Below are 19,201 nucleotides of genomic sequence, written 5' to 3'. Positions count from 1 at the left end.
CGTGGGTGCTTCGGGATCGCGAGGCCTATCCCGGGTGGCGGCCCCCCTGCCACGCCCTGCCGGAGTTCCCCGCGGACTCGCGGCCGGTGGCATGGGAAGACGAGTTCGGCCCGGAACTGATCGTCGACGGCCCGCGTCGCCGATCGAGGCGCTCAGCCCGGCGAGCCCGCGAGCCTGCCGCGAACGCGGCGGAGTTCGCCGCCGGTCACGCCGGCGTCGAGCAGGTACCGCTCGGCGTCGAAGCCGTCGAGGGTCGCCATGACGGCCTCTTCGGTGGTGGTGCCCCGGTCCGCGAGGACACGCTGGATGACCGGTTCCTGGTCGGCGGTTCCCATCGCGGCGTACAGCGCCTTGAGGGCTTCGGCGGACAGGGCGTAGTCCGCGGCGATCGCCCGGGGTTCGACGCCGGCCAGCGCGAGCAGCAGAAGCGCGATCAGCCCGGTCCGGTCACGCCCGCCGCCGCAGTGGAACAGCACCCCGCCGGGACCGGCGTGGGCGATCGCCTTGACGACGGCTGCGCACCGCTCGGCCTTCCGCCGGAGGAAGCCGGGGTAGTAGAGCGGGGTGCCGTTGAGCCGCTCACGGTTGACGTGCTGCCAGAACTCGACGTCGCCGATGTCGTCGAGCGGGACTTCGAGCCGGTCGACGCCGGTCGGTGTGGCGGGACCCGCCGGGCTCGCCGCGAACTGCGCCGAGCCCGCCTGCGCCGTCAACGAGGATCCGGTGGGCCGGATCTCGTCGGCGTTGCGGAGGTCGATCACCGTGCGGACGCCGGCCTCGCGCGCTCGGGCCCACCCCGCCTCGGTGACGAACCGAAGGTCCGCTGCCCTGAAGAAGGCTCCGCGGCTGGTCGTGCCGCCGGATCCGGTGGGCAGCCCGCCGAGGTCCCGGGTGTTGTAGAAGCCCTCCCAGGGCACTGCTCTGCTCATGTCCGGCTGACCTCGCTCGCGGGCAGGACCCGGTTCCACACCCGGACGTCGTCGATGCTGCCCGGCCAGAAGTCGCTGTGCTGCCCGCCCGAGACCGCGCGGCCGATCGCCAGCGGGCCCGGTGCGGCGTCGCCCGCTGCCTGGCTCCACGTCTTCGCCTGCGCCACGCCGTCGACGTAGAGGGTGTACGTGCCGGCGTCGGCGTCGTGCACCCCGGCCAGGTGGTACCAGCGCCCGGGTTGCGGGGCGACGTCGGACAGGGCCCGGCCCGAACTGGTCGAGAACGCCAGGCGGTCGTCGGCCGCCGAATACTGGAGGTAGAAGCCGCTGCTCGGGGTGCCGTCCTGGCTGAGCGCCGTCGCCCAGGAGCCGGTGCGGTCGAGGCGGACCCGGGCGCTGACCGAGTAGTTGCCCGTGGTGTCCACGACGGGGCCGCCGGTCGCCGCGTACTGGCTCGAGCCGTCGAGCTGCAGGGCCGTGCCGGCCGGGCCGGGGACCCACGCGGGGGAGCCGGTCAAGGTGGCGTCGTGCGTTCCCACGCTGTCGTGGGCGAGGGTTCCGCTGCCTTCGTCGAGGTTCCAGGCGCCGACCGGGTCCCGCTGTCCGGCGGGATGGGCGATCTGGAGGTTCTGGCGCTGGTGCGTGGTTTCGGCCCGGCCGCCGGGGCCGCGATAGGACGCCGTCGCGGTCATCGTCGCCGCGCTGCCCGGCTCGGCACCCGGCGGTGCGGTCAGCGTGTAGGTCCAGGCCCGGCTTTGCCCGGGCGGGATCGCCGCGGGCGGGCGGCCGTCGGCCGTGACCGACCAGCCGGCCGGGACGGCGACGCTCACCCGCGGGGAGCCGAGCGGGCCGCCGGTGGTGTTCCGCACGGTCACGGTCAGCGGCGTGCTCCCGCCGACCGTGATGACACCGTTGGCGTTGGCGGGCCCGGCGGTGATCCGCGCGTCGCGGCTCGACGGCGTCCAGGACTGCAGCTCGGTGACGCCGACGAAGGCGCCCGGCGGATTCGTGAACACGAGCCGGACCTTGCTGGTGGTCAGCGTCGGGAAGGTGATGCGGTTGACGCCGTTGCCCACCGGGTTCGCCTGCTCGCGGACCTGGCCCGGGACCTCCTGCCAGGCCGAGCCGGTCCAGTACTCCAGGCGGTAGGCCGCGGCCGGCTTGACCCCGCCGCCGTCGTCGTAGCCGTGCCAGCGGATGTCGCCGACCGGGGTCGGGGCGCCGAAGTCGACGCCGTAGAAGTCGCTCGCGTTCGGCGAGGAGTAGTTGGTCCAGCGGGTGTTCTCGGGGACTTCGCTGTACCAGACCTTCCCGTCGAGCGCGCTCCACGGGTTGTCACCTCCCCACGTGTACGACGTGATCGGCTTCGGGTAGCCGGTGCGCAACGGGTTCGCGGCGTCGTCGACGAGTTCCCCGGGCCGGGGGAGCGCGGTGCGGCCGACGTCGATCGTGGTGGCGCGCAGCGTCGCCGAGCGCTGGACGAGCCGTCCGTCGACGTAGAGCCGCATCCCGGTGCCCTGCCCGTAGTGCTTGCCGTCGCGGTCCCACAGCACGGTCACGGAATGGCCGTGGTACGGCACGTTTTCGGCGGCGAAGTGGTCCCAAGCGGACGGGGTGAGCGGCTGGACGCGCAGGGTGTCGTCGCTCTGCGGGCGCAGGCCGATCAGCCCGGACAGCACGAGATCGGTGTAGGTGGAGTGGTTGTAGTCCTCGCTGTGGTTCTGCCCGTCGTAGATCCACGCGTCGCGGTCCGGATCGTGCGCCTCGGCGACGTAGGGCTTGCCGTTCTTCGTCTGGGTACGGGCGTAGGTCGCCAGCGCGGCGGCGTAGTCCTCTTTGGACACGGTGGGCTGGGCCGGGTAGTCGTCGAGGAGGTTCGCCAGTCCGGTCAAGGTCTGCGCCGTGGCGAAGGGCCAGCTCGGCCCGTCCCAGCGGCAGCAGGAACCGGCGTCCTTCATGAAGTACGGGCTGCGGCGCTCGGCTGTGGCCGGGCCGAACGCGCTCGCGAAGCCCTGCGGGTCGAGCAGCTGGGACCACGCCGTGCTGTCGCCGGGCTGGGCGGCGCCGAACATCCAGGGGAGGTACCCGATCTGCTCGCGGCTTCCGGAGAGCTTGTGGCCGGGGTTGTCGTCGCGGGCCATCGCGAAGTAGAAGCCGCGGTTCGGGTCCCACAGCCACTTCTGCAAGGAGGTCTTCAGCTTCGCGGCGCGCTGGGCGTACTCGGTGGCGAGCTCGCGGTCGCCGACCGAGCCGGCGATGCGGCTGATCGCGAGGGCGTCGCCGTACTGGTAGGAGTTGAGCGTGGGCCGGTAGCCGGCGCCGCCGTGGTAGGGGTTGGGGGATTCGTAGGAGGAGGCGGAGAACTCCATGGCGTCCCACACCGGCACGGACCAGTACAGCCCGAGATCGGCGTCGAACTGATTGTCCCAGCCGCGATATTGGCGCACGAGCGACGGCAGAAGTTCGCGCAGCGGGCCGAAGTCGCCGGTCACCTGCGCCTGCCCGTAGGCCGAAGTGGCCAGCCAGACGCTGTACTCGTGCGCCCAGTCGGTGGTGTCGGCGTTGACGTCGTCGGTGGCGGGCTTGGCGCCCGCGCCGGGACCGGTGAGCCAGAACCGGAGGTAGTCCTGGCCGTAGGCCGGATCGCGCAGCCAGCGCCCTTCGGTCAGCTGGTGCCCGGCGGCCGCGTTGATCGCCTGGTAGGGCGCGGCGTAACCGCAGCAGTCGAGGAACTCGGTCGAGATCCAGCCATCGGCCGGGTCGGTGTAGCGCAGGTGTTCCTTGAAGACGCGCCAGCGGTAGTAGTAGACGCTCTCCATCGTGGTGTCGGGGAGGTCCACGAAGGGGATGTTCGTTTCGTACCAGGCGGGATCGGCGTACCCGGCGAGGGCGGCGGAGTGGTCGAGGAAGTGCGTCCCCGAGCCGGTACCGGCTGCTTCGGCGGCGCCGGCGACGGTGCCACCGGCGAGCGCGACCTGCGCGAGCAGGCCCACGGCGGCGAGCCAGGTTCTTCCCTGCGACACTCGGCGGCGCATCGGGTCCTCCACGGTTTACAACGTTGTAAAACTCAGACTCGACCACTATCGCTCAGAACCGCTCAGAAGGGAACACCCGGGTGCATGCTCCCGCGGCGTTTTCCGACCGCCGCGGGACCGCCGGGTTCGTCCTCGGCCTCGGCGGCCTGATCTTCGCGTTCATCCCGATCATCGGGGGCGTCGCGTGGCCGATGGTGATCCTCGGGCTGATCTTCGGCATCGTCGGGACGCTGCGCGCGAACAAGAGCCAGGCGAGCAGCAAGGGGCCGGCGATCACCGCGGTCGACTTCAAGCTGGGCGCCAGGGACAACACCTGCAAGATCATCGTCGACGGCAAGGTCGTCGTGGAGCAGCACAACAGCGTCAGCGCGGTGTGCACCTGCCAGCCCTGAGCCGTCAGGCCGGGCGGCGGCTCGGTTCCGGTGGTCCTCCTCGGATGGAAGCCGTTTGGAAGTCGGGTCCGGCACCGTGAGCGGCACACGGAAGGGATTCGACCGATGAAACGTTCTGGTGCGGCCGCCTTGCTCGTCGCGGCGCTGTTCGTCCTGCTCGCTCCGGTGGCGGCCGCGGTGGAAGGGCCCCCGACCGGTGCGTCGCCCGTCGGCGGCATGGGTGGCGGTCCCTACATCGGCGACGTCCCGAAGCCCTGACCCCGGGCCTCTTCGACGTCGTCCGAGCACGCACTGCTACCGGAACGACCACGCAGCGCGTGCCTCGGGGCCGGATTTAGCGGCCTTGGCGTGCGGGTATGTCACGACGCACCCGGCGGTTGCCGATCCCGTTCCTGGTCAAGGTGGTGGCCGCGACCGCGCCTGCACGGCTGAGAGTCCACCCGTCGCGGGCGGGAAACGGTCACCGACTCGCTGTGCTGCCCGTCGCGGTTGTCGCTGTTCACCGGGATGCTGCCGCACGACACCGGGGTGTCACCAACGGCGGCAAGGACGGTGGCTACGCGGTGTTCCACAGCCGCGGCGACGACAAGTCGACTTACGCGACGTCCATGCAGCAGGCCGGGTACCGCACCGGGATGATCGGCACCGTGCCGGAAGCGCTGGACAAAGCGGGCGTCCGCGGCAACACCGAACTCGTGTTCACCTGGGACAACGGCTACCACATGGGCGAACACCGCCTCACCCCCGGCAAGCAGACGGCGTTCGACACCGACGTGCACGTGCCGCTGGTGGTCACCGGACCCAGGTGGACGCCGAAAGCCTCCTGCCGCTGCTGACCGGCACCGCGCCGCCGGCGTGGCGCACCGTCGGGCTGGTCGAGCACCACGGTCCCGACTTCGACCGGACCGACCCGGACAAGCCGCAGAAGAACAACGGCAACCCGAGCACCTGCGAAGCGATCCGCGGCCCCGCCTTCACCTACGTCGAATACGCCGACGGCACCCAGGAGTACTACGACCGCGGGACCGATCCCCGGAAACTGCACAACACCGCCGCTCAGCTGGCGCCGGACAAGGCGAAGCAGACACCCTGCGGGCGCTGGTCTCCTGCCACGGCGCGGCCGCGTGCCGGCACTGATCCGCCGAACGGCCGCATAGCACCGCGCCGCGGTGAATCGCATGCCCGCGACGACCTGCGGTGCGGCGCGTCAACCCCTCGAAAGTCGCTGCCGCACAACGGAAAACCCGGCCTAGCATCCCTCTTCCGCGGGCGGTCTCGCGTCCGCCGGGGAACGAGGAGATGCGTCGATGCGGAAGCTGCTTGCCATCCTTTGCTGCGCCTTGGCCGCCACGACGGCCACGATCGCGCCGGCCGGTGCGGCGGTTGCGGCGGGGGTCGTCCCCGGCTTGACCGGTGCCGCCGCGAAGGCGGCCGCCGGGCCGATGGCCGATCGGTTCCGCCAGCTGCGCCAAGGGAAAGCCGTCGCGCAGCGGCACACGTTCTGGGGGCCCGAACCGCAGCTCGCCACCAGTGCGGACGGGCTGGTGGTCACCCAGAGCGTCACACCCGGCCTGCGCATCTCCAACCGCAACGACGTCGTCTACGCACCCACGATGAAGCCGACCGGCCACTCGTGCGTCGAAGTCGTCACCGCTTACGGGCTCGGCGAAGCGGCGCAGGTCTGGGCGTGGGACTGGTGCCGTTCGGTGTCGCCGGCGAAGGTCGTCCCGATCGACAGCGCTTTCCTCGCCGCCTACACCACGTCGGTCGACGGGCACCCCGCCTACACCGTGCAGGAGGTCCGGACCAACGCCACGGCCAACAGCTGGACGGCCTCGCTCTACAACGTGAAGACCGGCGCGTGGGACACGCTGTTCACCCAGAGCGGCAGCGACCAGAGCTCGCTGGACGAGGGCTGGGACATCTTCGAGCTGTACTCGACGCGCAACCCCGCGACCGGCAACGCCTACTACTGCTCGGACGCCCGCGGCTCGGTGTTCGAGTCGAGCTCGCTGCAGCTGCGCGTCGGCGGCCGCTGGGTGCCGGCGTCGCCGGCGAACTCGCCGCTGCGCCCGACCGCGAACCCGCGGCCGGCCGACTACGACTGCTCGACGCTGCGGTTCGAGGTCCCGGCGCCGAACAGCACCTGGCGGGTCACGGTCTGAGCAGCTCGCGGCCGCGTTCGCGCCACCAGGTGTCGAACGCGGCGCTGCAGCCCTCGCGCCCGGCGTAGCTCGCCGCGACGGCGGCGTGGATCTCTTCGGCGTGCGCCGCCACCGGGGTGCCCGGCCGGTAGCAGAGCCGCAGTTCCTGCCACAGCGGTTCGCCCTCGATGGCGCGCACCGCGACCGTCGACGGCCGGTCTTCGCGCGTCGCCAGCGCCGGGGCCACGGCCATGCCGGCGCGGACGAGGTCCAGCAGCGTGGCCAGGCACCGCGGCCGGTGGGGCTGGTCGAGCACGACGCCGTGGCGCCGGCACACCCGCTGCAGGTACGCCGACCAGCGCGTCGTGCCCGGCGGGTCGTCGGCCCACGGGTGCTCGCCGAGGCCGGCGAACGGGACCGCGGGTGCCGCCGCCAGCGGGTGGTCGGGCGACAGGATCACGAACACCGGCTCCCGCGGGTGCACCACGAGGGTCTCGACGCCGTCGGGGACGACCGGGCCGGGCAGCGGCGGCAGGTAGACCAGCGCGAGGTCCAGCCCGCCCGCGGTGAGCCGGGCGAGGGTGATCGACTCGTCCGGGTCCTCGTGCACGCTCACCCCGCGCGTCCACGGCTGCTCGCCCAGCCAGCGGGACACGGCCAGGTGCAGGAACCCGCAGTAGCCGCCGACGCGCAGCGGCCCGGTGGGCGCCCGCTGCTCGCCGATCCGGTCGGTCAGCGCGGACACGCCGGCCAGCACCGCCCGGGCTTCGGTGACGACGTCGGTGCCGAGCCGGGTGGGCTCGCACCCGGTGGGGGACCGGAGGAACAGCGCGCCGCCGACCGACCGTTCGACCCGCCGCAGGAGCCCGGACAGCGCCGGCTGCGAAACGTGCAGCACGCGGGCCGCGCGGGTCAGGCTGCGCGCGTCGGCGACGGCCACGAGGGCACGCAGGTGGCGCAGTTCGAGCTCCACGCTCCCACTGTAGGCCGGGTGATCAGCGGGGACACCCGACCTGAGTCGGGTAGTGCGCGCGAAGGGGAGGGCTCGGCGGCGAACGGGGGGCGTTCCGCCGCCGAGCCGGACTGCCGTGCCCGGACCGATCGGGGGGCGTGCCGGTCCGGGCACCTCAGCACCCGACAAGAGGGCCGGGGGCCGCCGGAATGACGTCCCGGGCCCGCATTCACCGGTTCGGGTGACGCGGGCGGGCGCCGGTATAGTGCTCGGGCACAGGCACCGATCCGGCGATCACCGGGGAGCCTCCGGAAGAACGGGCCGGCTGGCCCCAGTAGAACCGGACGGGCGTCGCACGTCACGCGGCCGAAGCGAGGGGCACCCGGTCCGCCGGGTGCAAGCGGGGTGGTACCGCGGAGAACCGGGCAGCCGGGCTTCGTCCCCGCAGGGATGAGCTGACACCTCATCCGTGCGAGACGTGACGAAGCCGAGGAGCCCGCGAACATGACCGAGAACAGGCCGCCGTCCCCCTTCACCCCGCTGCCCGCCGACGTCGACTTCGGTGCCCTCGAGCGCGGCGTGATCACGTGGTGGCAGGACAACGACGTGTTCGCCCGCAGCCTGAAGCAGACCGCGGACGGCCCGCCGTGGGTGTTCTACGAGGGGCCGCCCACCGCGAACGGGCACCCCGGCACCCACCACGTCGAGGCCCGCGTCTTCAAGGACGTCTTCCCGCGCTACCGGACGATGCGGGGCTACTCGGTACCCCGTCAGGCCGGCTGGGACTGCCACGGGCTGCCGGTCGAACTCGCCGTGGAGAAGGAACTCGGGCTCTCCGGCAAGCCCGACATCGAGAAGCTCGGGATCGCCGAGTTCAACGACCGCTGCCGGGAATCCGTGCTGCGCCACGTCGGCGAGTTCGAGCAGCTCACCGAGCGCATGGGCTACTGGATCGACCTGTCCCACCCCTACCGGACGATGTCGCCGGAGTACGTGGACAGCGTGTGGTGGTCGCTGCAGCGCATCCACGAGGCCGGCCGGCTGGTCGAGGACTTCCGGGTCGCGCCCTACTGCGCCAAGGACGGCACCACGCTGTCCGACCACGAGGTCGCCCAGGGCTACGAGGTCGTGACCGATCCGTCGGTCTACGTCCGGTTCCCGCTGACCACGCCGGTCGCCGGGGTCGCCGGAGCCGAGCTCCTGATCTGGACCACCACGCCCTGGACGCTCGTGTCGAACACCGCGGTCGCGGTGCACCCCGAGGTCACCTACGTCGTGGCCCGCACCGCCGAAGGCACCTTCGTGGTGGCCGGACCGCGGGTCGCCGCCGTGCTGGGCGAGGACGCCGAGACCCTGGCGACGGTCACCGGCGCGGACCTCGCCGGGCTGCACTACCGGCGTCCGTTCGACCTGGTCGAGATCCCCGACGCGCACGTCGTGGTGCCCGCCGAGTACGTGACCACCACCGACGGCACCGGTCTGGTGCACCAGGCGCCCGCGTTCGGTGCGGACGACCTCGCGGTCTGCCGCGCGAACGGGCTGCCGCTGGTCAACCCGGTCGGCCCGGACGGCCGGTTCCTCACCACCGTGCCGCTCGTGGGCGGCCTTTTCTTCAAGGACGCGGACGCGCCGCTCGTCGAAGCGCTGCGGCAGAGCGGCACGCTGTTCCGCTTCGAGGAGTTCGAGCACTCCTACCCGCACTGCTGGCGCTGCCACACGCCGTTGATCCACTACGCGCAGCCGTCGTGGTACATCCGCACCACCGAGGTGCGCGACGCGCTGGTGCGCGAAAACGAGCGGACGAACTGGTTCCCCGAGCACATCAAGCACGGCCGCTACGGCGACTGGCTGGAGCACAACGTCGACTGGGCGTTGTCGCGCTCGCGGTACTGGGGTACGCCGCTTCCGTTGTGGCGCTGCGGGAACGGGCACGTCACGGCCGTCGGCTCCCGCGCCGAGCTGGGCACGCTGGCGGGCCGGGAGCTGGCCGGGCTGGACCCGCACCGCCCGTACGTCGACGCGATCACCTTCGCCTGCCCCGACTGCGGGGAGACCGCCACCCGCGTCCCCGAAGTGATCGACGCCTGGTACGACTCGGGCGCGATGCCGTTCGCGTCCCTGGGCTACCCGCACCTGCCGGGCAGCGTCGAAGCGTTCGAAAAGACCTACCCGGCCCAGTACATCTGCGAAGCGATCGACCAGACCCGCGGCTGGTTCTACACCCTGATGGCGATCGGCACGCTGGTCTTCGACAAGTCCCCGTACGAAAACGTCGTCTGCCTCGGGCACATCCTGGCCGAAGACGGCCGCAAGATGAGCAAGCACCTCGGCAACATCCTCGAGCCGATCCCGCTGATGGACGCGCACGGCGCCGACGCGCTGCGCTGGTTCATGGCGTGCTCCGGTTCGCCGTGGTCGGCACGCCGGGTCGGCGCCGGCCCGCTCGACGAGATCGTGCGGAAGGTCCTGCTGACGTACTGGAACACGGCGTCGTTCTTTTCGCTGTACGCGGCGGGTGCGGCCTGGACGCCGGAATCGGCGCGCCCGGCCGGCGAGCGGCACGTGCTGGACCGCTGGATCCTCGCCGGGCTGCAGGCGCTGACCGCCGGGGTCACCGAGCAGCTGGACGCCTACGACACCGCCCGCGCCGGCCGGCTGCTCGCGGACTTCGTCGACGACCTGTCGAACTGGTACGTCCGCCGGTCGCGGCAGCGCTTCTGGGCCGGGGACCAGGACGCGCTTTCCACGCTCTACGAATGCATCGACGTGCTCACCCGGCTGCTGGCGCCGCTCGTGCCGTTCATCACCGAAGAGGTGTGGCAGCGGGTCGTCCGCCGCGGCGACCCGGCGGCGGCCGAGTCGGTCCACCTCTCGACCTGGCCGCGGGTGCGGGACGATCTCCTCGTCCCGGAGCTGCCCGGGCAGGTCGCGACGGCGCGGGCGCTGGCCGAGGCCGGCCGCGCGGCGCGCAAGACGACGAGCATCCGGGTGCGCCAGCCGCTCGCCCGCGCGCTGGTCGGCCTGCCGCCGGGCGTCACGCTGCCCCAGGACCTGCTCGACGACGTCGCCGACGAGCTCAACGTCAAGGCGCTGCAGCCGCTGGACGCGGCGAGCGAGGTCGTCGACGTCCAGGTGAAGGCGAACTTCCGGGAGCTGGGCAAGCGGTTCGGGAAGCGCACCCAGCAGGTGGCCACCGCGATTGCCGGGGCGGACCCCGGGGTCGTGCTGGCGAGCCTGCGGGACCGGGACGCGTTCACCGTCGACGTGGCCGGCGAAGAGCTGGAACTCGGCGCGGCCGACGTGCTGGTGACGGAGGTCCCGCGGACGGGCTGGGTCGTGGAGTCGCAGCGCGGCGTGACGATCGCGCTGGACACCGGGCTCACCCCGGACCTGGTGGCCGAGGGGATCGCCCGCGACGTCGTCCGCGCGGTGCAGCAGGCGCGCCGGGACGCCGGTCTCGAGGTCGCCGATCGCATCACCTTGGCGATCGGCGCCCCGGCGCAGGTGCGGCAAGCCGTCTTGGCGCACCAGGACCTCATCGCCCGCGAGACCCTCGCGGCTTCCTTGACGGTGGCCGAAGAAGCCGGGGAGATCGCCGTGCGGGTCGCGAAGGCGTGAGTCAGGCGACCCGGTCGCGGTGCCACTGCGCGGTGGATCGCGCCAGGGCGCCGTCGATCCGCCGCAAGCCGCGCTCGGGGCCGAGCAGGACGAGGAAGTCGAGCAGCAGGTGACCGTGGGCGGGTCCGGTGACGGCGGTGCGCACCGCCGTCACCGACGCCTTGGCGAGCCCGCCCTTGAGCAGGGCCGAGAGCGTTTCTTCGGTCCACGGGGAAAGTGCGGCCAGTGCGTCGCGGGCGGCTTGCAGCGCGCCGAAGTCCGGTTCCTGGATCGCGGCGGGTTCGTCGTCGAAGAGGGCTGCCGCGGCCCGTGCGGCTTCGGGGAGTGATTTCGCCCGGCGCCGCAAGGCGGGAGCCGCCCGGGTGAGCAGGGCGAGCCGGTTCCCGTCCAGCGGGGCCAGGTGCGGCACGAGCGCCTCGGTCAACTCCCCGGCGGTCAGCTCGCGCAGGTGGGTCGTGTCGAGGTCGGTGAGCCGCTTGACGTCGAGGCGCCCGGGGCGGGTGCGGACGCGCCGGACGTCGAAGTCCGCCACCAGCTCCGCCGGCGTGAAGACGCCGCCGCGCGTGGGGTGCGACCAGCCCAGCGCGGCCAGGTAGTTGACCACCGTGCGCGCCTGGACGCCCGCGTCCCGGTAGCCCAGCGCGTCCGCGGCGGGATCTTGCTGGCTGTTGAGGATCTTCGCGTTCGAGGCGAGCACCATCGGCACGTGCCCGAGCCGGGGGACCGCGCGGGCGACGCCGATGCGTTCGAGCGCCCGGTAGGCCGCGAGCTGGCGCGGCACCAGCGGCAGCATCGCGTCGCCGCGGATGTTGTGCGTGATGCCCATCAGCGCGTCGTCCACCGGGCCGGCGAGCGCGAAGGTCGGCCGCCCGTTGGCGCGCACCAGCACCGGGTCGGCCGCGCTGCCCGCCTTGAAGACGATCTCGCCGCGCGCGAGGTCGTCGAAGACCGTCTCGCCGTCGGGCAGGCGCAGCCGCAGCGAAGGGCGGCGGCCGGCGGCGCGGTGCGCGGCCTTCTCCCGCTCGCTCGTGTGCCGGTCGGCGTTGTCGTACCCGAGCCGCGGGTCCTGGCCGGCCCGGGTGCGCCGCCCGGCGACCTCCTCCGGCGTCGAGAACGACTCGTAGAGCTCGCCGGCCGCCAGCAGCCGCCGGGCCACGTCGAGGTGCAGCTCACGGCGTTCGGTCTGCAGGTACGGACCGTGCGCGCCGCCGGTACCCGGACCCTCGTCCCAGTCGAGGCCCAGCCAGCGCAGCACGTCGAGCAGGGGCTCGTAGAACTCGGGCCGCACCCGGGCCTCGTCGGTGTCTTCGACGCGCAGCACGAAGGTGCCGCCGTGGTGGCGGGCCAGCGCCCAGTTGTAGACGGCCATGCGGACCAGGCCGAGGCTCGGCCGGCCGATCGGCGAAGGGGCGAAGACGGTGCGCACCGGCGCGGGGGGAAGGTCGGGCATGGTCGTACTCCACGGGTCGTGACTGGTGGACGGGCGGGGCTCAGGAGGCGGCGGGGACTTCGGCGGGCTCGGGGTTCCGGCGCGCGGCCCACGCCACGACCGCCCCCGTCGGCAGGCTCGCGAGCACGAACGCCGCGCCCAGCACGAACCAGCCGGGGGAACCCCATTCGATCATCAGGAACGTCAGCAGGGTGGGGGCGACCATGACCGCCGCCGCGTAGCCGGTCATCGAGAAACCCTGGTACTGGCCCTGTTTCCCGGGCGGGGCGAGCTTGAAGGTGATCGTCCAGACGGCCGCGGACACGAGCATCTCGCCCAGCGCGAGCACCGCGCCCGCCGCCACCAGCAGGACGATCGACAGGGTCGTCGGGCCGAAGGCCGAGAACGAGAAGAGCGCGCACGCGGTCAGCAGGACGAACCCGGACAGCCGGGCGGTGCGCACGGCCCGCTCCATCGTGCTCACCCGCATGCCGATCCGGATCTGGAAGAGGATCACCGCGACGCTGTTCAGCACGAACAGCACGGTCACCACGGCGGTCGGGACGTGGGTGTGCCGGGTGATCCACAGCGGTATCACCAGTTCCAGCAGCACCGTGTGCAGCGAAAGGACCGCGGTGATCGCGGTGAGCGCCGCGAAGGGCGCGTCACGCAGGACGGCCCGTTTGGGCGCGTCCGCCGCCGGTGCCGGGGCCGGCGCGACGTAGGGGAGCGACCGGAACAGCGCCGCCGAGACGAAGTAGCTCAGCGCGTTCACGACCAGCACGACCGAAAACGCCGTCGGTGTCGCGATCTGGAGGGCGATCCCGGCGACCGCCGCGCCCACGCCGATGCCGATGTTGTTGACCGAGCGCACGACCGCCTGCGTCCGGACGACGCCGTCGACGTCGACCAGGCCCGCGATCAGGGACTGCAGGGCCGCGCGCGATCCCCGTTGCACCACCACGAAGAAGCAGGCCGTGACCAGGAGCGCGGCGAAGCTGCGCACGAACAGGTACCCGGCCGCGCCGACGCCGTTGAGCGCGACGAGCCACGCAGTCGTCGCGCGCGGGCCGAGCCGGTCGGCCAGGTGCCCCAGCGGCATGCCGGCCGGCAGCCCGACCGCGCCGGCGATGGTCAGGCCGAGGCCCAGCTTGGCCGGCGAAAGCCCGGCCACCTGGGTGAAGTAGAGCGCCGAGCAGGTCATGAACGCGCCGTGCCCCGCCGTCAGGAACAGGCTCGCGAGCGCGATCCGGCGCGCGGCCGCGGGTATCGAGCGGAACACCGGGAACTCCTTCGCGTCAGGACAGCAGCAGCCGGGGGCGGCGGAGGTCGAGCCAGGCGGCCAGGTTCAGGCAGCGCTCCAGTCCACTTCGGACACCGGGTGCGCCCGGTTCCCGCACCGCGGTTTCCAGCCAGGCGCCGTTCACCAGGTCGAACACCGGGTGGTGCCGCTCGGCGAGCAGCTCGTTCGCCTGCTCCCGCAACGCCGCCAGGTAGCCCGCCGCCTGGATCGACGGGTAGGCGCTCTTGACCCGGGTGGCGACCGAGTGCGGCAGGAGGTCGCCCGCCGCCGCGCGCAGCAGGCTCTTTTCCCGGCCGTCGAAGCTCTTCTCCGTCCAGGGCGCGTTGTGGACGTACTCCACCAGCCGATGGTCGCAGAAAGGCACGCGCACCTCCAGCCCCGCGGCCATGCTCAGCCGGTCCTTGCGGTCCAGCAGCATGCGCATGAAGCGGGTGATGCCGAGGTACGACGTGACCCGGCGGTCGCGGGTCTCCGCGTCGTCGCCGGGCAGGTGCTCGACCTCGGCGACCGCTTCGGCGTAGCGGTCGCGGGTGTAGGCCGGGATGTCGAGCAGGTCGAGCAGCTCGGGCCGCAGGACGGTGCCGTCGCGGCCCTGCCCGTTCGCCGGGGCGCCGTTGGCCGCCGACATCCACGGGAACGTGCCCGCGCGCTGCGCTTCGGGCGAGCGGTGCCAGTGGTAGCCGCCGAAGACCTCGTCGGCGCTTTCGCCCGACAGCGCGACCGTGGAGTGCTTGCGGATCGCGCTGAACAGCAGGTAGAGCGAAACGTCGGTGTCGCCGGTGCCCGCCGGGACGTCCCGGGCCTCGATCACCGCGCGGCGGACCGCCGGGTCGGCCATCGCGCCGGCGTCGAGCACGATCTCCGTGTGCACGGAACCCACGTGCGCGGCCACTTCCCGGACGTAAGGCGCGTCGGGGGTGGGCCGCGCCGCGTCGGGCACGTACGTTTCGCTCTGGCTGGCGAAGTCGACGGAAAAGCTGTGAACCTTTTCGCCGTGACCGGCCAGTTCCCGGGCGGCGAGCGCGGTGACGGCACTGGAGTCCAGCCCGCCCGACAGCAGCAGGCAGCGGGGGACGTCGGCGATCAGCTGCCGGGTCACGATGTCGGTCAGCAGGTCCCGCACGCGGGCGATCGATTCGGCGCGGTCGTCGGGGTGCGCCACCGTCTTCAACGACCAGTACGCGTGTTCGCGCGATCCGCGCGCGTCGACCGTGACCACGGTGCCGGGCCGGACTTCGCGCATCCCGGCCCACACCGCGTGCCCCGGGGTCTTGACGAAGGCGAACAGCTCGCGCAGGCCGTCGAGCCCGACCTCGCGGCCGGCCTCCGGATGGGCCAGCAGCGCCTTGGGTTCCGAGCCGAACAGGACTCCGTCCGAAGTGGACTCGTAGTACAGCGGCTTGACGCCCATCCGGTCGCGCACCAGCACGAGCCGCTGCGTCCGGGCGTCCCACACGGCAAAGGCGTACATGCCGTTGAGCCGTTCCGCGACCGCCTCGCCCCACTCCAGGTAGCCGCGCAGGACGACTTCGGTGTCACCGGTGGTGCGGAAGTCGTGGCCCCGGCGGCGGAGTTCGGCGCGCAGCTCGGCGTAGTTGTAGACCTCGCCGCTGTAGGTGAGCGCGAGGGTCCCGCCCGGGACGTCGAGGGTCATCGGCTGGGTGCTGCCCTCGAGGTCGAGGACGGCCAGCCGGCGGTGCCCGAGCGCCGCCCTCCCGCGCGGGTCGACCCAGGTGCCGGCCGCGTCCGGGCCGCGGCACGACATGGTCGCGGTCATCGCCGCCAGTGCTCCGGTTTCCTGGCGGAGGTCGCGGTCGAAGGCGACCCAGCCGGTGATGCCGCACATGCGTCTGCTCCTCCGGGTGCGAATTCCGTTGCGGGGAAGGGAAAAGTCTCGACGGGGACGCTACCAGCGGTTCCGGCGCGAGGAGCCCGGTCGCGGTAAGCACCGCGCCACCGGGCGGTAATCCCGGCCGCCGCGGGGGTTTCGTGCGCTCATCGAGTGTCCTCTCCGAACAGTCGCGGGAAGTGGCCGATGTCGTCGGAGACGCGGTCGACCAGCGCGGCCATGTCCGGTTCGCCGGGCGGCAACCGCAGGCTCCGGCGGTTCCGCCGCACGGACGCCGGGGAAAGCGGCAGCCCGCCGGCCGCGGCGTAGCGGATGGCGCCGGTCGCGTCCCGGCAGGGCAGCACCTCGCCGCGGGCGTGCTTGCTGGCGCTGAACGGGATGTCGAGCGTGCCGTCGGCGAACGCCTCGACGACGGCACGGGCCGGGTCCGCGGCCGAGAGGACGGGCCCGGCGAGCTCGTCGACCTCCGCGAGGATCCCCGCGAGTTCCGCCTCGACGGCCTCCTCGTCGACGCGGACGAAGTCCAGCAGCGGCGAGTTCGCCACGGCGGCCAGGCGCATCCCGTCGACGTTCGCCGCCGCGTCGGGGATGCCGAGCGCCTCCTGGTGGGTCTTGGTGACCAGCTTGGCGGCGCCGCCGAGCCGCGCGGTGAGCGCCCCGTAGAAGATCAGCTGGTCGGCGTTGACCCGCTGAGCGGGGAAGACGCCCATGAACTCGTGCAGCACCGGGTAGACCTCGACGCCGTCCGGCAGGTATCGCTTCGCCAGCAAGGGGATCGCGCGCAACGCGGCGACGTCCTGCGCGAGGTTCCCGCCCTGCGGGTAGGACAGCGACAGGCACGCCACGCCCTCGGCGGCGGCCAGGCTCGCTTCGATGATCCCGACGGCGAGGCTGATCGACGGCGGGACCAGCACCGCGGTCAGGGTGCCGAACAGCTCGCGGTCCAGCGTGAGCCCGGCCCGGTGGAGGTCGCCGGTCAGCGCGTCCACCTCGCGCCAGCAGGCGAGCGAGTGCGCCAGCGGGACGTCCTTGCAGTACGGGAGGTTGTAGGAGATCCCGCCGCCCTCGAACGAGGTCGCGCCGGCGGCCACGGAGACCCGGAACAACGCGCGGGCGTCGGGGGAGCCGTGCCGGATCTCCACCGGGGCGGAGACCGCTTCGACCAGCTCGCGGCCGCGCCGCCAGCCGTGCGCGACGAGGGGGTAGCCGTTGAGCGCCGCCGGGTCCGTGTTGACCGCGCGCAGCGCCTGGTCGAACCGGTTGAGCCGGGTGAACGAGTCGATGGTCAGCGTCAGGATGTCCGGCGCCGCCCCGGTTTCCAGCTGCCGCAGCAGCCGGAGCATCTCGGCGTGGCCGCCGACGCCGCAGCGGGGCTGGATCGCCGGCACCCCGCGCCCGGCCGCCCGCGCGAGCACGTCCCGGGCGGTCGGCCGGGCGTGGGCGTACCGCACGACTTCGGCCGTGGACGGGAAGTCGGCCTCCGCACCGGGAGCGGCGAAGGGGAGCAGGGCCGGCGGGCCGTTCATCCGGCGCGGGGTGCCCGCGCGGAAGCGGCGCGCCGCTCCAGTTCGCGCAGCAGCGGCACGAGTTCGCCGAGCCCGGCCAGGACGTGGTCGACGCCGAGCGCGCGCAGCCGGTCCTCGGCGCTGCCGTCCTTGTGGCTGCCGACGGACAGGTTGCCGCCGAGGACGATCGGGCACGGCAGGTCGCCGGCGGCCCGGGCGGCCGGCAGCGGGCGCAGGTCGTCGCAGGCGTGGCCGTTGAGGCTGCCGACGACCACCGCGAGGGTGCCCGGGTGCTCGCGCACGGCCTGCGCGAACTCCTCGACCGGCGTGCAGGCACCCAGGTTGACGACGGTGTAGCCCTCGGCCCGCAGCCGGTGGGCGATGAGCTGGTTGGCGACCGAGTGGGCGTCGCTGGCGGTCACGCCCAGGACGATCGGGCCGCGGCCGGGCATCACCGCACCTCCTGCAGCGCGGCCTGCTCCCGGGTGGCGCGGACGTCGCGCTTCCCGTTGGCGTTGACCTGGATCTCGGGGACGACGTGGATCCGCCGCGGCACCAGCTCGGGCGGCAGCAGCGTGGCCAGCCCCGCGCGGATCTCCCGTTCCGTCGGCGCGTCCCCGCGGTGGTCGAAGACGACGAACGCCTCGACGACGTCGAGCGTGCCGCCGCGGATGATGTCGAACGCGGCGTCGGCCACCCGCGGCAGCGTCAGGGCATGCCGGCGTAGCTCGGCCTCCTCGAAGCGGTGGCCGTTGACCTTGAGCTGCCCGTCGGCCCGCCCGAGGTGCAGCAGCATCCCGCCGGGCAGCACCTCGACGATGTCGCCGGTCCGGTAGGCGCGGCCGCCGAACGCGGGGTCGTCGAGGAACCGGCCGCCGTCCCCGCCGAGGTAGCCGCGGGCGATGCCCGCGCCGGCGACGAAGAGCTCGCCGTGGCCGCCGGCTCCCACCGGCTCGCCGCGTTCGTCCAGCACGTACGCCCCGGTGTTCCAGGCCGGCGTGCCGATCGGCACGGTCGGCAGGTCCGGCAGGTCGCGCACCTCGCTGCGGTGGGCGAAACAGCCGATGGTGGTCTCGGTCGGCCCGTAGTGGTTCACCACCTGAACGCCGTCGAGCCGCTCGCCCATCGCCTTCAGCATGGCGGGTTCGAGGGGCTCGCCGCCGATCATCAGCCGGTGCGCGACGGCCCGGTAGTCCGGCTCGAGCATCCGCTCGAACAGCCGGAAGTGGCTCGGGGTGGCCTTGATGAAGTCGTAGGGACGGGCGCGGCGGGCGAACAGGCTCGCGTAGTTCCACGAGGACTCGAGCAGGACGATCGTGCGCCCGTGCGCCAGCGGCACCCACAGCGTCGTGAGCGCCAGGTCGAAGCTCATGCTCGCGAAGACCGGGCAGGCCGCGCCGCCGGCGGCGGGCAGGACGTGCGCCTCGGCCCAGCCGATGTAGTTGACCAGGGACCGGTGCTCGACCTGGACGCCCTTCGGCAGGCCGGTGGAGCCGGAGGTGAACACGACGTAGGCGACGTCGCCCGGCCGCGGCTCGGCCATGGCCGGGACCGTGCCCGGCTCCGGCAGCCGGGAGGTGTCGACGCCGGGGTAGCCGAAGGTGCAGTCCGCGTCACCGGTCCCGTCCCACAGCACGAACCGGGGGCTGACCTGCTCGAGGATGAGGCGGACCCGCCCGGCGGGGTTGGTCGGGTCGATGGGCGCGTAGGCCGCGCCGGCCGCCATCACCGCGATCATCGCCGCGATGCTCTCCGGGGTGCGGCGCGCGACGACGCCGACGAGCTCACCGCGTTCCACGCCCATCTCGCGCAGCGCGGCGGCGATGACGACGGAACGCCGCCAGAGCGTGCCGAAGGTGGTCACGCCGCCGTCGCTTTCGATCGCGACCGCGCCGGGCGTGGCTTCGGCCCGCTCGCGGATGAGGGCCACGACGGACGCCGCGGTCAGCTCGTGGTGCTCGCCGGTGAGCGTCGCGCCCGGGAAGCCTGCTGCTCGTTGGCCGGCCACTGGGAATCCTCTCTGCCTCTGGCGGTGGGAAGGGCCG

General features: G+C 72.9%; 14 protein-coding genes. 5 read left to right on the top strand and 9 right to left on the bottom strand.

The features are described from left to right. Positions 1 to 152: 152 nt before the first annotated feature. Positions 153 to 929, bottom strand: coding sequence for a tyrosine-protein phosphatase (locus MUY14_RS21135; RefSeq protein ID WP_247024904.1), 777 nt, complete (start codon positions 927 to 929; stop codon positions 153 to 155). Further along, entirely contained in the window at positions 926 to 3,964 is a 3,039-nt protein-coding gene (locus MUY14_RS21130; protein WP_247024903.1) for an MGH1-like glycoside hydrolase domain-containing protein, read from the bottom strand. Before MUY14_RS21130 ends, MUY14_RS21135 begins: the two co-directional genes overlap by 4 nt. 80 nt (positions 3,965 to 4,044) lie before the next feature. On the opposite strand from MUY14_RS21130, the gene MUY14_RS21125 reads away from it, so the two are divergent. The 4 genes from MUY14_RS21125 to MUY14_RS21110 all read left to right on the top strand — a co-directional run bounded on the left by MUY14_RS21125 (position 4,045) and on the right by MUY14_RS21110 (position 6,521). After that, on the top strand, positions 4,045 to 4,356 hold the full coding sequence (locus MUY14_RS21125; RefSeq protein ID WP_247024902.1) for a hypothetical protein: 312 nt from the start codon (positions 4,045 to 4,047) through the stop codon (positions 4,354 to 4,356). 105 nt (positions 4,357 to 4,461) lie between these two features. Then, positions 4,462 to 4,614, top strand: coding sequence for a hypothetical protein (locus tag MUY14_RS21120; RefSeq protein WP_247024901.1), 153 nt, complete (start codon positions 4,462 to 4,464; stop codon positions 4,612 to 4,614). A gap of 305 nt (positions 4,615 to 4,919) precedes the next feature. Next, complete coding sequence (locus MUY14_RS47340) at positions 4,920 to 5,192, top strand: sulfatase-like hydrolase/transferase (RefSeq protein WP_396126831.1); 273 nt, start codon at positions 4,920 to 4,922, stop codon at positions 5,190 to 5,192. Between the two features lie 471 nt (positions 5,193 to 5,663). After that, positions 5,664 to 6,521 (top strand): carbohydrate-binding protein, encoded by an 858-nt coding sequence (locus tag MUY14_RS21110; RefSeq protein ID WP_247024899.1) that lies wholly within the window; start codon positions 5,664 to 5,666, stop codon positions 6,519 to 6,521. Here the strand turns inward: MUY14_RS21110 and MUY14_RS21105 are convergent. Continuing rightward, entirely contained in the window at positions 6,511 to 7,473 is a 963-nt protein-coding gene (locus tag MUY14_RS21105; RefSeq protein ID WP_247024898.1) for a LysR family transcriptional regulator, read from the bottom strand. The genes MUY14_RS21110 and MUY14_RS21105 overlap by 11 nt on opposite strands. A gap of 483 nt (positions 7,474 to 7,956) precedes the next feature. On the opposite strand from MUY14_RS21105, the gene ileS reads away from it, so the two are divergent. Then, positions 7,957 to 11,070, top strand: a complete 3,114-nt coding sequence (gene ileS, locus MUY14_RS21100) for an isoleucine--tRNA ligase (RefSeq protein WP_247024897.1) — start codon at positions 7,957 to 7,959, stop codon at positions 11,068 to 11,070. A gap of 1 nt (position 11,071) precedes the next feature. Here ileS and MUY14_RS21095 read toward each other — a convergent pair whose 3' ends face one another. From MUY14_RS21095 to MUY14_RS21070, 6 genes are all read right to left on the bottom strand, one after another. Further along, complete coding sequence (locus MUY14_RS21095) at positions 11,072 to 12,520, bottom strand: glutamate--tRNA ligase (protein ID WP_247024896.1); 1,449 nt, start codon at positions 12,518 to 12,520, stop codon at positions 11,072 to 11,074. 40 nt (positions 12,521 to 12,560) lie between these two features. Further along, on the bottom strand, positions 12,561 to 13,781 hold the full coding sequence (locus tag MUY14_RS21090) for an MFS transporter (protein ID WP_247024895.1): 1,221 nt from the start codon (positions 13,779 to 13,781) through the stop codon (positions 12,561 to 12,563). A gap of 16 nt (positions 13,782 to 13,797) precedes the next feature. Then, positions 13,798 to 15,648 (bottom strand): asparagine synthase (glutamine-hydrolyzing), encoded by a 1,851-nt coding sequence (asnB, locus tag MUY14_RS21085; RefSeq protein ID WP_247024894.1) that lies wholly within the window; start codon positions 15,646 to 15,648, stop codon positions 13,798 to 13,800. A gap of 149 nt (positions 15,649 to 15,797) precedes the next feature. Then, positions 15,798 to 17,177 (bottom strand): methylaspartate mutase, encoded by a 1,380-nt coding sequence (locus MUY14_RS21080; RefSeq protein WP_247024893.1) that lies wholly within the window; start codon positions 17,175 to 17,177, stop codon positions 15,798 to 15,800. Further along, positions 17,174 to 17,608, bottom strand: a complete 435-nt coding sequence (locus MUY14_RS21075) for a cobalamin-dependent protein (protein WP_247024891.1) — start codon at positions 17,606 to 17,608, stop codon at positions 17,174 to 17,176. The genes MUY14_RS21080 and MUY14_RS21075 overlap by 4 nt, the downstream gene beginning before the upstream one ends. Beyond that, positions 17,608 to 19,164, bottom strand: coding sequence for an amino acid adenylation domain-containing protein (locus MUY14_RS21070; protein ID WP_247024888.1), 1,557 nt, complete (start codon positions 19,162 to 19,164; stop codon positions 17,608 to 17,610). Before MUY14_RS21070 ends, MUY14_RS21075 begins: the two co-directional genes overlap by 1 nt. Positions 19,165 to 19,201 lie beyond the last annotated feature (37 nt).

This window comes from Amycolatopsis sp. FBCC-B4732, from assembly GCF_023008405.1.
GTDB classification, from domain to species: Bacteria; Actinomycetota; Actinomycetes; order Mycobacteriales; family Pseudonocardiaceae; genus Amycolatopsis; species Amycolatopsis pretoriensis_A.
Note: the sequence above shows the minus strand (reverse complement) of the source record. Positions and strands in the feature narration are given on the sequence as shown.

What these genes read in the sequence shown, in the direction of transcription:
- MUY14_RS21095 (WP_247024896.1), bottom strand. Translation starts at nt 12,520, where the DNA reads ATGCCCGACCTTCCCCCCGCGCCGGTGCGCACCGTCTTCGCCCCTTCG.
- MUY14_RS21120 (WP_247024901.1), top strand. Translation starts at nt 4,462, where the DNA reads ATGAAACGTTCTGGTGCGGCCGCCTTGCTCGTCGCGGCGCTGTTCGTC.
- MUY14_RS21075 (WP_247024891.1), bottom strand. Translation starts at nt 17,608, where the DNA reads ATGCCCGGCCGCGGCCCGATCGTCCTGGGCGTGACCGCCAGCGACGCC.
- MUY14_RS21110 (WP_247024899.1), top strand. Translation starts at nt 5,664, where the DNA reads ATGCGGAAGCTGCTTGCCATCCTTTGCTGCGCCTTGGCCGCCACGACG.
- MUY14_RS21080 (WP_247024893.1), bottom strand. Translation starts at nt 17,177, where the DNA reads ATGAACGGCCCGCCGGCCCTGCTCCCCTTCGCCGCTCCCGGTGCGGAG.
- ileS (WP_247024897.1), top strand. Translation starts at nt 7,957, where the DNA reads ATGACCGAGAACAGGCCGCCGTCCCCCTTCACCCCGCTGCCCGCCGAC.
- MUY14_RS21135 (WP_247024904.1), bottom strand. Translation starts at nt 929, where the DNA reads ATGAGCAGAGCAGTGCCCTGGGAGGGCTTCTACAACACCCGGGACCTC.
- asnB (WP_247024894.1), bottom strand. Translation starts at nt 15,648, where the DNA reads ATGTGCGGCATCACCGGCTGGGTCGCCTTCGACCGCGACCTCCGCCAG.
- MUY14_RS21130 (WP_247024903.1), bottom strand. Translation starts at nt 3,964, where the DNA reads ATGCGCCGCCGAGTGTCGCAGGGAAGAACCTGGCTCGCCGCCGTGGGC.